We start from the raw sequence: 14327 nt of genomic DNA, 5'->3' as shown, positions 1-14327 counted from the left end.
CGAGATTATACCCCGGGAACAAGCTTCCAGCGGGCTCCAGGGTGTGGCGCCGGCGGGCCGCGTTTGCCCGCGCGAGGCGCCGCCGGAGTGCCCGTCGCGTCGCCGCGCGGGTGCTTTGACTGCTATCATTCGCGTTTCACCAGATCGGCGCACGCGGCCCGGGCTTCACCCGGCGGCGCGCCGCATGTCACAGCCAGCGGGAACGCGCGCGAGCCGCCCGTCGGCACATCGAATCAGAGCATGGATGTCATCGTCATTGGCGGCGGGGTAGCGGGCGTCGCCACCGCTTATCACCTGCGCGCGGCCGGCCACCGGGTATGCGTCGTCGAGCGTCACGCGACCGTCGCCCAAGGCGCCACTTACGGACAAGGCGGCACCGTGCTGCCGACGCCGCTCGACGTCTGGTTCGGCCCGACCTTCATGGCGAGCCGCTACAACGCGAAAAATGGCGTGATCAGCAAGACCGGCTTCAACGGCGCCGCGCGGCAGTTCAGCAAACAGCTCGGAGCATGGCAGGAACCCGCAGCGTTCGCGCGCCAGTACGCGCTGTTGCGGCCGCTGATCGAATCGTCGCGCGAGGCGATGGCCGACGTCGAAGCCCGCTTCGGCCTCGAATTCGAACAGGCGAGCGGTCTCTTGTACCTCGTGCGCAGCGCGCACGAATGGGAGCTGAGCGCCGCTGCGCTCGATCTGCTGGGCCAGTTCGAGGTGCCGCATCATGTAATGAGCCCGGCCGAATGCGCGGCGTTCGAGCATGCGGTGCCCACCGATCCTGAATTTGCCGGCGGCGTGCTGTTCGAGCACGAGCGCACCGCGAACTGTCCGCTTTTCACCAAGCTCGTCAAACAGGTGCTCGACACTCAGGGCGGCGTGCAGTTCATGCCTAATTGCGAGGTGACCGGCATCCGGCTCGAAAATCAGCGCGCGGCAGTCGAACTGGCGCCGCGCGACGGCGCGCCCCGCTCGCGCGAAATCGACGTGGTCCAAGCCGACGCGGTCGTGGTCGCGGCCGGTTATGGCAGCCTCGCGCTGCTCGACCGCGCGGGACTCAAGCTGCCGCTGCATCCGCTGCGGCTGCATTCGCTAGTCGCGCCGATCGCGCACGAGGAATGCGCGCCGCATGTCGCGATCGTCGATGCGGTCAAGCGCATCGGCATCAGCCGCATGAACCATCGGTTGCGGATCGCGGGCGGCGCGGTGCTGCAAAGCGCCAGCCAGATCGACAAGCCACTCGGCGAAGCGCTGACCAAGGAGGCGCTCGCGATGCTCGGCCAGGCGACGCACGACTGGATTCCGGGCGCCGCACGCATTTCGGCGGCGCTGCCGTGGGAAGGCGTGAAACTGCTGTCGCCGGACGGCTTGCCGGTGATCGGCAACGCGCTGCATCCGCGGCTTTTCGTCAACGTCGGGCATGGGCCCGCGGGCTGGGGCCTCGCCTGCGGCGCGGGCAAGCTCGTTACTGAACTGATGTCGGGACAGACGCCGACGCTGCCGCAAGACACGCTCGCGGCGTTGCGGCCGGAGCGGTTCCAATAAGGTTTCGCGCTTTTGCCGGCGGGTATGGCGGGCTGACAGCCCGCTGTCGACACCCCGCGTTCATCGCGCCATTCCCGCCGCCAGCACCGAAAGAGCCGCACGCCGCGCGCCTATCGGCACTACCATAGCGATTCCCCAGTCTGCCCGCCGCGCCGCGGGCGCACCGCCAGGTTTCGCCATGACAGACGCCGAAAACTCGCTGCTCACCCTTTTCGATCCGCTAACCGCCCCACTCAGCGACCCGCAGCCGCTTGCGCTGCCGCTGCTGACGCTGACCGACTTGCGGATCGCCGAATCCCAGGCCGCCGCGGCCCTGCCCGAGCACACGCTGATGGCGCGCGCGGGTCACGCGGCCGCGCGCTGGCTGCTCGAACGGATCGCCGCGGACACGTCGGTGACGAAATCGCAGCAGCGCGCATGGCTGGTCGCCGGTCCCGGCAACAACGGCGGCGACGCGCTGGTCGTCGCGACGGAACTGCACAAGGCCGGCATCGCCGTCGAAGTCTGCATGCCGGTCGAAGTGAAGCCCGCCGACGCGCGCTGGGCACTCGACGCCGCACGCGCCGCCGGCGTGCCGATCGACGCGGCGCCGCCCGCCTCGCTCGACGGCTATGGCTGGCTCGTCGACGGAATGTTCGGCATCGGTCTCGCGCGGCCGCTCGATGGCGTCTTCGCAACGCTCGCGCGGCAGCTGTCGCAGCGCACGAAGACGCGCGCGACACAAGGCGCCGTGCTCGCGCTCGATGTGCCCAGCGGGCTCGACAGCGACACCGGCGCGGTGATCGGCGGCAATGGCGCGGCGGCGGTCCATGCGACCCACACGATCACGTTCATCGGCGCGAAACCTGGGCTTTTCACCGCGCAGGGCCGCGACCTCACCGGGCGGCTGACGGTCGCACCGATCGGGCTCGCCGCAGGGATCAACGGCGGTGGCGGTGGCCAGGACGCCGCCACAGGCGCCCCCCGCGCCGCGATCCAGCTCAGCGCCCCCGACCTCTTCGGCCCGTTCATGCCCCCGCGCAACTTCGCGACCAACAAGGGCACCTTCGGCAGCCTCGCGGTGGTCGGCGGCGACACCGGCATGTGCGGCGCGCCGATCCTCGCGGCGCGCGCGGCGCTCTACAGCGGCGCGGGCAAGGTCCACGTCGCGCTGCTCGGCGAAGGCGCCCCGCCCTACGATCCGCCGCACCCCGAACTGATGCTGCATCCGATCGACACGCTGCCGCTCGATTCGATGGATGCACTCGCGGTCGGCTGCGGCATGGGGCATGGCGAACGCGCAACGCGCGTCCTGCACGACGTGCTGAAGCTCGACGTGCCGAAGCTGTTCGATGCCGACGCGCTGAATCTGATCGCCAAAGACCCTGCGCTCGCCGCCGAAGTCACCGCGCGCGGCGTGCAAGGCGATCCGTGCATCCTGACGCCGCATCCGCTCGAAGCGGCGCGCCTGCTCGGCGGCGATGCGGCGAGCGTGCAGCGCGACCGTCTCGCGGCCGCCCGTGCGCTCGCGGCGCGTTTCGCGAGCGTCGTCGTGCTGAAGGGCGTCGGCACGATCATTGCCGCGCCCGACGGTCGCCTCGCGCTGAACCCAACCGGCAACGCCGCGCTCGCGACGGGCGGCACCGGCGACGTGCTCGGCGGCATCATCGGCGCGCTGCTCGCGCAGCACCTGCCGCGCTTCGAGGCGGCGCTCGCGGGCGTCTATCTGCACGGTCTCGCGGCCGATACACTGACCGCGCAGGGCCAAGGTCCCGCGGGATTGACGGCCGGCGAGCTGGCACCGATGGTGCGTACCTTGCTGAACCGGCTGTTCTATTCGGCGACCCCTGCCTGACGGGCGTGTCGCGCGGCTTGCTCGCCTCGCTCTTTCACACCGGTGAAACATCGCCATCCCAATCATTGCGAGCGCGCGCAACGCACTGCTGCCCGCCACGCATCCCCGCTATACTGATTGCCTGCGCCGCGCGTCGGATCGATGTCGCGGGTCGCGGCGATACTCCAGCGGGCGCGTGCGCCGCCTCGCGTTTTGGCGAAGCTCACCCTTTTCGCGAAGTATCGTCGGCACCCGCTCGCGAACCGGCCCGCGTGGCATCGCTCTGACTGAATCGCCGCATCATTCTCGGCCGCGCTTCATGCGCGCGCCTTCCTTCGTGCCCCTTGGTTAGACGGACGCTATGACCCAGAACTCGCTCCCCTCCTGGTCCTCGCTGCAGACGCATTACGACACGATTCGCGATGCGCATCTGCGCGACTGGTTCGCCCCCGAGAACGATCCCGCTCCCACCCGCGCCGAACGCTTCACGTTCGCGGGCGGCGGTCTCGCAGCCGATTTCTCGAAGCACCGCATCACCGACGAAACCCTGCAACTGCTCGTGCAACTCGCGCGCGAAGCCGGCGTCGAAAAGCGCCGCGACGTGATGTTCGCGGGCGAAGTCGTCAACCCGACCGAAGGCCGCGCCGCGCTTCACACGGCATTGCGCGCAACCGACCCGAAGGCGCCGTTCTTCGCCGACGTGCAGGCCGAGCGCAAGAAAATGGCCGCGTTCGCCGAACAGGTTCGCAGCGGCGCGTGGACCGGCTACACCGGCAAGCGCATTCGTCATGTCGTGAACATCGGCATCGGCGGCTCGGATCTCGGGCCGAAGATGGTCGTGCACGCGCTGCATCATCTGGCGACGCCCGAGATCTCGACGCACTTCGTGTCGAACGTCGACGGCGCCGATCTGTACAACGTGATGCAGCAGATCGATCCCGAGGAGACGCTCGCGATCATCGTGTCGAAGACCTTCACGACGCTGGAAACGATGACCAATGCGCGCTCGCTGCGCGACTTTTTCATCCAGAAAGGCTGCCCGGAAAGCGCGCTCGCGAAGCACTTCGTCGGCGTGTCGGCGAATACGGCCGAAGTCGTCAAGTTCGGCATCGCGAAAGAGAACGTGTTCTCGATGTGGGACTGGGTCGGCGGACGGTACTCGCTGTGGTCGGCCGTCGGTCTGTCGATCATGATCGCGGTCGGCCCGCAACAGTTCGACGAACTGCTCGCCGGCGCCAACGAGATGGACCAGCACTTTCGCACCGCGCCGCTCGAAAAGAACCTGCCGGTGCTGCTCGGCATGATCGGCATCTGGTATCGCAACTTCTTCGGCTCGCAGAGCTATCTGGTCGCGCCGTATTCGCAGGCGCTGCATTTCCTGCCCTCGTATCTGCAGCAGCTTGAAATGGAGAGCAACGGCAAGTCCGCGCGTCTCGACGGCGCATTTGTCGACTATGCGACTTCCGCGGTCACTTGGGGCGAGCCCGGCACGAACGGTCAGCACGCGTTTTTCCAGATGCTGCACCAGGGCCCGACGATCGTGCCGATCGATTTCATCGCGGTGCTGACGCCCGAGCATCCGCTCGCGAGCCATCATCCGAAGTTGCTCGCGAACTGCTTCGCGCAAAGCGAAGCGCTGATGCTGGGTCGCACGCTCGAGGAAGCAAAGAAGGTTGCCGGCCCCGACAAGCCGGAACTCGCGCCACACCTGACGTTCCCCGGCAATCGCCCGACCGCGACGCTGCTGCTCGACGCGTTGAGCGCGCGCACGCTCGGCGCGCTGATCGCGCTTTATGAACACAAGGTGCTGGTGCAGGCGTCGGTGTGGAACATCAACCCGTTCGATCAGTGGGGCGTCGAGCTCGGCAAGATCCTCGGCAAGGTGGTCGAAGCCGATCTGGGCGCGGCGAGTGCCGACGTGAAGAAGCATGACTCGTCGACGTCGGCGTTGATCGCGCGGGCGCGGGCTGCGTTGAAGCGCTGAGTGGAAGTTTGAAGTGCGCGATAGTGCGCCCTGGACAAAACAAAGCGGGCTACGGCCCGCTTTGTTTTTGCTTCGACGACTACATCGGTGCGGCGGTCAGCGAGCGCGAGCCCGCGATCCGCGCAGATCATTACGCGAGCCGCCCCGCTTCGATCGTCACCGTGGTGTCGCAACGCCGCGCGAGTTCGATGTCATGCGTCACGAGCACGAGCGTCGCGCCGTGCGCGCGATTCATCTCGAACATCAGATCGATGACCGCGTGGCCGGTGGCCGCGTCGAGACTGCCGGTGGGTTCGTCGGCAAACAGGATCTTCGGGCGGGTGACGAACGCGCGAGCGAGCGCAACGCGCTGCTGCTCGCCGCCCGACAGCAGCTTCGGATAATGACCGGTGCGCTGCCCGAGCCCTACCTGTTCGAGCAGTTCACGCGCGCGCGCCGAGGCCTCGCGTGTGCCGATGCCGCCTTGCAGTTCGAGCGGCAACGTGACGTTTTCGAGCGCGGTCAGATGCGGCATCAATTGAAACGACTGGAACACGAAGCCGACCGCGCCGCTGCGCAATGCGGCGCGCCCGTCTTCGTCGAGCTCGCCGAGTTCGCGGCCGAGCAGCCGAACCGAGCCCGCGCTCGCGCTGTCCAATCCCGCGAGCAGCCCGAGCAGCGTAGACTTGCCCGATCCGGATGCACCGACGATCGCGACGCTGCTGCCGGCATCGATGGCAAGATCGATGTCATCGAGAATCGTGAGTTCGCCCGTCGCATCCTTAACCCTCTTGCACAAACCCCGCACTTCAATGACTGGATCAGTTCTGTTTGGCATGGTGAAGCGTAGGTTGAAAGTGCGCGCCATCGCCGCTCGCGCCGCGGCGCTGACTGCGGCATTCGGCGCGACCATGATGGCCGCCGCGCTGGTTTGGTTACCGTTGCAGGCTCATGCGGCGAATGCGCCCGAACCCGCGAAGCCGGTGATCGTCGTGCTCGGCGACAGCATCTCCGCCGAGTACGGGCTGCCCCGCGATACGGGCTGGGTCGCGTTGATGCGTCAGCGTCTGGCCGAAGAGTGCATCGATTATAGCGTCGCCAATGCGAGCATCAGCGGCGACACGACGAGCGGCGGGCGCGCGCGTCTGCCCGCGCTGATGGAACGGCTCAAGCCGAGCATCGTGATCGTCGAGCTGGGCGCCAACGACGCGTTGCGCGGCGTGCCCCTCTCGACGACCGAGGCCAACCTGCGCACGATCATCGAACAGGCGCAGCAAGGCCACGCGAAGGTCGTGCTCGTCGGCATGTACGTGCCGCCCAATTACGGCCCCGACTATACGCAAAAGTTCCACGGTCTCTACGGCCAGCTGTCGAAGGAATTCCATCTGCCGCTCGTGCCTTTTTTGCTCGCCGGCATCGCGGATAAACCGGATATGTTCCAGGCCGATCAGATCCACCCGACGCAGCAGGCACAGCCACTGCTACTCAACAACGTGTGGCCCGCTGTCAAGCCACTCCTTCGCACAAGTTCGCCGCACTGAAACACCTGCCAACGACTTGTTTCCGGAACCTGGGGAGCACGGATCGCCGAGCCGTTTGACGCATGGGGCGTTCCGTATCACCCGGCTCAATCTTGAGCGACTCCTGAGGAGATAACGTTGAAATACTTACCGTTAATCGCTTTGACTGTTGCCATCTCGGCCTGCGCGGCTCAACCGCCGGCCGGGGTTCAGTCGGTGGGTCAAAGCCAGCAGCCGCCTCGCGCCGTCGCAACCTGCATCGCGCAGAAATGGGCGGATAGCTCACAACAGCAGGTCGTTTCGCAAAGCATCCTGGCCAACGATCAGGCCATGGACGTCTACGTCCCGGGCCAGCAACCGCCCAACGGCGCGGCAGCGGTGGTCCGTCCGTCGTATAGCGGCAAGGGTACGTGGGTCGGCTTCCGCGCAGGCGGCGCCGGCGCAAGCAATGCTACTGGCGCGATCAGCGGCTGTCTGTGAAACGGTCGTGCTGGGCGTAGATAGAAAAAGCCCCGCATTTGCGGGGCTTTTCCTTTGACCGGCAGGTAATGCCTACTGCGGCTTACTGCGGCGGCTTACTGCGGCGGCTTACTGCGGCGGCTTACTGCGGCGGCTTACTGGTCGGCCGTCTGCGCGGCGCTGTCGAGCGTGCCGTAGAACTGCACCTTCGAGCGCTCGCGCAGCGCCTTCAGATAGGCCTCGGCCTGCGACTGCGCGTCCACCTGCGCAATCTGCTGCTGCGCGACGGCGAGATGCTGCGTGTCGGTGGCCGCGGGCGGCACGATCTGGTTCACGCGATAGATCGCATAGCCGTCATCGCCGAGATCGACACCGACGTAGGCCGGCAACTTTTGCGCATCGACCTTGTAGATCGCGCTCAGTGCGGCAGGCGGCACGCCCTGCGCGTCATTGCGCGATACCTTCAGCGGCGACGAGAAACCGGCGGTCGCCTTCGATTTCTCGAACTCGGCCAGCTTCGCAGCGCCGTCCTTGTGCGCCGCTTCGTTCGCCTGCTCGGCGATGACCTTCTGACGTACCGAGTCCTTCACCGCGTCGAAGGCGGGCACGGCGGCGGCCTTGTAATCCGTCACGCGCGCGGCGATCAGCGTGTTGTTGCCGACGTCGATGGCCTGCGTGTTGTTGTGCGCCGATACCGAGTCGTTCGCGAATACGGCTGCGAGGAACTTCGGATTGTTCAGCGGGCTGTCGGGCGGCAGCTTCGCATCCGGCTGTGGCGTGACCGTCGCGGTCTGGATCTGCAGCTTGAACTTGTCCGCGGCCGGCTGCAGGCTCTTGGCCTTTTCATAGACCAGCGACGTGAAGCCTTCCGAGCCGTCGGTGAACGCCTTGCTCGCCAGTTGCGTCTTCAGCTCCCTGGTGATCTGGTCTTTCACTTCGTCGAACGACTTCGTGACCGCCGGCTTTACATCAGTGACCTTGATGATGTGGAAGCCGAAGTCCGTCTGCACGAGGCCACTGATTTCGTCCTTCTTCAGCGCGAACACCGCGTCGTCGAACGCCTGGCCGCCCGCGATCATGCCGCGGCCGAAGTAACCGAGATCGCCGCCCTTCGATGCCGAACCCGGGTCCTGCGAGCTCTGCTGCGCGATCTGCGCGAACTGGTCTGGATGCGCCTTGAGCTGCGCGAGCAACTCCTCGGCTTTCTGCTTCGCCTTGGCCTTGTCGGCCGCGCTCGCGTCCTTCGGTGCCGCGATCAGGATGTGGCTCGCGCGCACTTCGCCTTCGGTGCGGAAGTGGGCGATGTTGTCGTCGTAGTATTTCTTCAGGTCTGCGTCGCTCGGCTGCACCGATGCGCCCAGCGTGGCCGGCGACATCACCAGATACTGGATCGTCGCGGTAGCGGGCGTCGCGAAGTCGTTGCGATGCGCGTCGTAATACGTTTGCAGTTGCGCATCGGTCGGCTGGATCTTCGCTTCGTAATCGTGCGGATGGAACGCGATGCCCTGCACTTCACGCTGCTGCTGGGCCAGCTCGGTCAGGTGCTGCGCAAGCGTCTTCGACGTGAACGCGCTCGCCGCGATGCTCGCGGGCAGCTGTTGCATCGCGAGGTTGTAGCGCATGCGCTCGTCGTACTGATCGGGCGTCATGCCCTGCATCGCGAGCAACTGCTTGTAGCGCTCGAGGTCGATCGAACCGTCGGGATTTTTCAGCGACGAAATCACCGGATCGGACAGCAGCGCACGGCGCACCGCGTCGTCCGATGCGGTCAGATGCAGACGCTGCGTTTCGTCGGCGAGCACACGCTGCTCGATCATGCCGTCGAGCATCTGGCGGCGGCGCTCCGGTGTGTCGAACGACTTCATGTCGAACTGTGCACCGAGCATCTGACGCCCCCGGTCGATCTGCTGGCGCATCGCGTCGTCGTATTCGACGCGGGTGATCTTGTGACCGTTGACGCTCGCGACGTTTGCGCTTTCGTCAAAGAAGCCGCGGAAGCCCTGAATACCCACAAAACCCAACCCCGGCAAAATGACGAGGATGAGCATGAACATCATCAGGCGTTGGTGATTGCGGAAAAAATCGAGCATGCGTGAGGGATGCCAAAAACAGAACGCCCGATCTTACCTCAGCGGGCAACAAAAAAGGCGAACCGGAGTTCGCCTTTCGTGGATACTGGCGGAGTGGACGGGACTCGAACCCGCGACCCCCGGCGTGACAGGCCGGTATTCTAACCGACTGAACTACCACTCCTTTTACTGCGCTCTTGCTACTGAAAACACTGCCGCCGAATCTGAAACTGGTGGGTGCTGAGAGGCTCGAACTCCCGACCTACGCCTTGTAAGGGCGCCGCTCTACCAACTGAGCTAAGCACCCGTTTCGTGATTCAGTGCTTGATGTGTTTTCTGCCTTGCAGCCGCTCACCCGATGAATCGACGATGCAACCGGGTCAAGCAATTCCTCAAGCAGCAAGCCCGTTAGTTTAGCGCATCCTTCAGCGCTTTGCCAGGCCTAAATTTAGGAACTTTTGCTGCCTTGATTTTGATCGCGGCGCCCGTGCGCGGATTGCGCCCGGTGCGCGCGGTGCGCTTGCCGACCGCGAACGTGCCAAAGCCGACCAGCGTGACCGATCCGCCCTTCTTCAACGTGCTTTTGACGCCCGCGATGACTGCATCGAGCGCACGGCCGGCCGCAGCCTTCGAAATGTCGGCTTGCTGTGCGATGTGATCGATCAATTCCGTCTTGTTCATTCAAAACCCCCGTGAATGTTTATTGGCAATCGTGACAGTGCTTTCCAGCACCTCCCGCCACGCGGCCGGCGCTAACGCCAGGCCGCCCCATTAGAAGCGGCCGAAACCCTTGTGTCAACCGGGTTGAGCCTGATCGACGTGATTTTAGAGGGGCGCTTTCATCAAAGTATGTTGCAGCGGACAGTCTGGTGATGCGACACCGCGCCAAGGTCGTGCGGGCAATAAAAAACCCGCGGCCTTGACCGCGGGTTTTCTGCTTCAGCGAGCAACGGCGCTGCTGGATGCTTTGACGTCAGCGCATTCGGATGCGCTTCGGACCTTAGTGCTTGACGACGTCAGTCGCGGCATCCTTGCCCGGCTCGGCACCAACCGGCGCCGAAGGCTTCGGTTCTTCTTCCGGCAACGCCTGCGGCACGCGTTCGAGCGCAAGTTCGAGCACCTTGTCGATCCAGCGGACCGGCACGATTTCGATCGCGTTCTTTACGTTGTCCGGAATCTCCGTCAAGTCCTTGACGTTTTCTTCCGGAATCAGCACCAGCTTGATACCACCGCGATGCGCCGCGAGCAGTTTCTCCTTCAGCCCGCCGATCGGCAGGACTTCGCCACGCAACGTGATTTCGCCCGTCATCGCGACATCGGCGCGCACCGGAATACCGGTCAACACCGACACCAGCGCGGTCGTCATCGCGATACCAGCCGAAGGACCATCTTTCGGCGTCGCGCCTTCCGGCACGTGGATGTGAATATCCTGCTTGTCGAACGCTTCGTCCTTGATGCCAAGACGACGTGAACGCGAACGCACGACCGAGCGCGCCGCTTCGACGGATTCCTTCATCACGTCGCCGAGCGAACCCGTGCGGATCACATTGCCCTTGCCCGGCATCACTGCGGCTTCGATGGTCAGCAGATCGCCGCCCACTTCCGTCCACGCGAGACCCGTGACCTGGCCCACCTGATTTTCCTTTGCGGCCAGACCGAAGTCATACTTGCGCACGCCGAGGAACGTGTCGAGATTGCTACCGTCGACCTTCACCGCGCCTTCCGCCTTCTTCAGCAGAAGCATCTTCACGACCTTGCGGCAAATCTTCGACACTTCACGCTCGAGCGAACGCACGCCCGCTTCACGCGTGTAGTAGCGAATGATGTCGCGGATCGCGGATTCGGTCACATCGACCTCGCCATCCTTGAGGCCGTTGTTCTTCTTCTGCTTCGGCAACAGATAACGCTGCGCGATGCTGACCTTCTCGTCTTCCGTATAGCCGGACAGACGAATCACTTCCATCCGGTCGAGCAGCGGCGGCGGAATGTTCAGCGAGTTCGACGTCGCGACGAACATCACGTCCGACAGATCGAAATCGACCTCTACGTAGTGATCGGCAAACGTATGGTTCTGTTCCGGATCGAGCACTTCGAGCAGCGCCGACGACGGATCGCCGCGGAAATCCTGGCCCATCTTGTCGACTTCGTCGAGCAGGAAGAGCGGATTGCGCACGCCGACCTTGGTCAGGCTCTGCAGGATCTTGCCCGGCATCGAACCGATGTACGTACGACGGTGGCCGCGAATCTCGGCTTCGTCACGCACGCCGCCCAATGCCATGCGCACGAACTTGCGGTTCGTCGCGCGCGCGATCGACTGGCCGAGCGAGGTCTTACCGACACCCGGAGGCCCAACGAGGCACAGGATCGGCGCCTTGACCTTGTCGACACGTTGCTGGACCGCGAGGTACTCGAGGATGCGTTCCTTCACCTTCTCGAGACCGAAGTGGTCTTCGTCGAGCACGCGTTCCGCATTCGACAGGTCGTTGTTGACCTTGCTCTTCTTGCGCCACGGCAAGCCGATCAGCGTGTCGATGTAGTTGCGCACGACCGTCGCTTCCGCCGACATCGGCGACATCAGCTTGAGCTTCTTCAGCTCGGCGTCGGCCTTCTTCTTCGCTTCCTTCGGCATGCGGGCAGCCGTGATGCGCTTCTCGAGCTCCTCGAGATCCGCACCTTCTTCGCCTTCGCCGAGTTCCTTCTGGATCGCCTTGACCTGTTCGTTCAGGTAGTACTCGCGCTGGCTCTTCTCCATCTGACGCTTCACGCGCCCACGGATACGCTTTTCGACCTGCAGGATGTCGATCTCGGCTTCGAGTTGCGCGAGCAGATGCTCGAGCCGCTCGATCACCGGGAACATCTCGAGGATGTGCTGCTTCTGGTCGAGCTTGAGCGGCAGATGCGCGGCAATCGTGTCCGCGAGACGCCCGGCTTCGTCGATACCCGACAAGGAGGTCAGGATCTCCGGCGGGATCTTCTTGTTCAGCTTCACATACTGGTCGAACTGCGACACGATCGCGCGACGCAGCGCTTCGGTTTCAGCGCTGTCGGCATGGTCGGGTTCGAGCGGCATGACTTCGCACGAGAACTGCGTTTCCTGTTCTTCGATGGAAAGCGTCTTCGCGCGCTGCAAGCCTTCGACGAGCACCTTCACGGTACCGTCGGGCAGTTTCAGCATCTGCAGGATGTTGGCGATACACCCTACTTCGTACATGTCCTTTTCGGTCGGCTCATCTTTCGCAGCCGTTTTCTGGGCGACGAGCATGATGTGCTTGCCGCCTTCCATCGCTGCTTCGAGAGCCTTGATCGACTTCGGGCGGCCTACGAAGAGCGGAATCACCATGTGCGGGAAAACGACTACGTCGCGCAGCGGGAGCAGCGGCAGCGTAATGCGTTCCGGCGGGAGGAGTTGGGTTCCTGACATTTCATTTCCCCATGAGTGGAATCAGTTCGTTCGATAGGTGAGGCCAGCAGAAAATAATGCAAGCCTCCGCGTGTGGGAAAAGTTCAGTGACTCCGAAGGTTCAGTGACTCCATAGTTGAGAACAACCAGCCTGACCACACGATAAACGAAAAAGCCGTTCACGTCGCCATGAACGGCTTTTTTGCAGAACTCGAAAGCCGATCAGTTCGAACCCGCGACCTTCGGCGCGTCTTCGTAGATCAGCAGCGGTTTGCCGTCGCCGTCGATAACGTTGTCGTCGATGATGACCTTGCTGACACCTTTCATTTGCGGAAGGTCGTACATCACGTCGAGCAACGCCTGTTCCAGAATCGAACGCAGGCCCCGCGCCCCGGTCTTGCGGCGGATCGCCTTGCGCGCCACGGCCTGCAGCGCGGCCGGACGAATTTCCAGTTCGACGCGCTCCATGCTGAAGAGCTTGTGATACTGCTTGACCAGCGCATTCTTCGGTTCGACGAGAATCTTCATCAGCGCCGCTTCGTCGAGCTTGCCGAGCGTGGCAACCACCGGCAGACGGCCGATCAGTTCTGGAATCAGGCCGAACTTGATCAGATCTTCCGGTTCCACTTCGCGCAGCACTTCACCGGCATCGCGGTCCTGTTTGCTCTTCACGCTGGCGCCAAAACCGATGCCAGTCTTCTCGGTACGGTCGACGATGACCTTTTCCAGGCCGTCGAACGCGCCGCCGCAGATGAACAGGATGTTGGTCGTATCGACCTGGATGAAGTCCTGGTTCGGATGCTTACGGCCACCTTGCGGCGGCACCGACGCCATCGTGCCTTCGACCAGCTTCAGCAGAGCCTGCTGCACGCCCTCGCCCGACACGTCGCGCGTGATGGACGGGTTGTCGGACTTGCGGCTGATCTTGTCGATCTCGTCGATGTAGACAATGCCGCGCTGGGCCTTGTCCACCTCGTAATTACAATTCTGCAGCAGCTTCTGGATGATGTTCTCGACGTCTTCACCGACGTAGCCGGCTTCCGTCAGCGTGGTCGCGTCGGCGATCACGAACGGCACGTTCAGAAGGCGCGCGAGCGTCTGCGCGAGCAGCGTCTTGCCGGAGCCGGTCGGGCCGATCAGCAGGATGTTGCTCTTCGACAGCTCGATTTCGTCCTTCTTGTCGAGATGCTTGAGACGCTTGTAGTGGTTGTAGACCGCGACCGCGAGGATTTTCTTCGCGCGTTCCTGACCGATCACGTACTGGTCGAGAATTTCGCGGATTTCCTGCGGAGTCGGCAGGTCGGACTTGGACAAGCCCGCCTCGATGCCCGCGCCTGCAGCCTCGTCACGAATGATTTCGTTGCATAGATCGATACATTCATCGCAGATGAATACCGACGGGCCAGCAATCAGTTTCTTGACCTCATGCTGGCTCTTGCCGCAAAACGAGCAATACAACAGCTTTTCGCTGTTAGAACCTTTCTTGTCCGCCATAGATGTGTGAGCCTCCGGACACCGGATTACATAATACGCCGTTTGCCCCCACCACGCAGTTTGGGCGCGGCAG

General features: G+C 63.8%; 10 protein-coding genes and 2 tRNA genes. 5 read left to right on the top strand and 7 right to left on the bottom strand.

Translation table 11 applies throughout. From position 1 onward, the window contains the following. The first annotated feature begins 240 nt into the window (after positions 1–240). From AB3X95_RS02745 to pgi, 3 genes are all read left to right on the top strand, one after another. Complete coding sequence (locus tag AB3X95_RS02745; protein WP_368620602.1) at positions 241–1536, top strand: FAD-dependent oxidoreductase; 1296 nt, start codon at positions 241–243, stop codon at positions 1534–1536. Between the two features lie 178 nt (positions 1537–1714). Beyond that, the gene (locus tag AB3X95_RS02740; protein WP_368620601.1) at positions 1715–3370 is read left to right on the top strand and encodes an NAD(P)H-hydrate dehydratase; all 1656 of its coding nucleotides are present in this window, start codon (positions 1715–1717) and stop codon (positions 3368–3370) included. A gap of 340 nt (positions 3371–3710) precedes the next feature. Further along, entirely contained in the window at positions 3711–5333 is a 1623-nt protein-coding gene (gene pgi, locus AB3X95_RS02735) for a glucose-6-phosphate isomerase (RefSeq protein ID WP_368620600.1), read from the top strand. A 130-nt stretch (positions 5334–5463) separates the two neighbouring features. Here pgi and AB3X95_RS02730 read toward each other — a convergent pair whose 3' ends face one another. After that, positions 5464–6150: an ABC transporter ATP-binding protein gene (locus tag AB3X95_RS02730; RefSeq protein WP_176108599.1), complete on the bottom strand. Its 687-nt coding sequence runs from the start codon at positions 6148–6150 to the stop codon at positions 5464–5466. Here AB3X95_RS02730 and AB3X95_RS02725 point away from each other — a divergent pair. After that, a complete protein-coding gene (locus AB3X95_RS02725; protein WP_368620599.1) occupies positions 6149–6853 on the top strand; it encodes an arylesterase in 705 nt (234 codons plus the stop codon). The genes AB3X95_RS02730 and AB3X95_RS02725 overlap by 2 nt on opposite strands. Positions 6854–6970: 117 nt before the next feature. Next, positions 6971–7312: a hypothetical protein gene (locus AB3X95_RS02720; protein ID WP_176108601.1), complete on the top strand. Its 342-nt coding sequence runs from the start codon at positions 6971–6973 to the stop codon at positions 7310–7312. Positions 7313–7446: 134 nt separating this feature from the next. Here the strand turns inward: AB3X95_RS02720 and AB3X95_RS02715 are convergent, their stop codons facing one another. The 6 genes from AB3X95_RS02715 to clpX all read right to left on the bottom strand — a co-directional run bounded on the left by AB3X95_RS02715 (position 7447) and on the right by clpX (position 14254). After that, positions 7447–9381 carry a SurA N-terminal domain-containing protein gene (locus AB3X95_RS02715; protein WP_368620598.1) on the bottom strand — a complete coding sequence of 645 codons (1935 nt, stop codon included), beginning with the start codon at positions 9379–9381 and terminating at the stop codon, positions 7447–7449. Between the two features lie 86 nt (positions 9382–9467). Continuing rightward, positions 9468–9544: transfer RNA gene (locus AB3X95_RS02710), tRNA-Asp, on the bottom strand. 47 nt (positions 9545–9591) lie between these two features. Further along, positions 9592–9667 (bottom strand) — tRNA-Val (locus AB3X95_RS02705). Positions 9668–9768: 101 nt separating this feature from the next. Next, positions 9769–10041: an HU family DNA-binding protein gene (locus AB3X95_RS02700; protein ID WP_008923411.1), complete on the bottom strand. Its 273-nt coding sequence runs from the start codon at positions 10039–10041 to the stop codon at positions 9769–9771. Between the two features lie 319 nt (positions 10042–10360). Continuing rightward, positions 10361–12781, bottom strand: a complete 2421-nt coding sequence (gene lon / locus AB3X95_RS02695; RefSeq protein ID WP_018432018.1) for an endopeptidase La — start codon at positions 12779–12781, stop codon at positions 10361–10363. A 201-nt stretch (positions 12782–12982) separates the two neighbouring features. Continuing rightward, positions 12983–14254, bottom strand: coding sequence for an ATP-dependent Clp protease ATP-binding subunit ClpX (gene clpX, locus AB3X95_RS02690; protein ID WP_013089402.1), 1272 nt, complete (start codon positions 14252–14254; stop codon positions 12983–12985). Between the last annotated feature and the right edge of the window lie 73 nt (positions 14255–14327).

Source organism: Paraburkholderia sp. BR13444 (genome assembly GCF_040948755.1).
In the GTDB taxonomy this organism is placed as follows: Bacteria; Pseudomonadota; Gammaproteobacteria; order Burkholderiales; family Burkholderiaceae; genus Paraburkholderia; species Paraburkholderia youngii.
The sequence above is the reverse complement of the archived record's forward strand: the minus strand, read 5'-3'. Positions and strand labels throughout refer to the sequence as shown.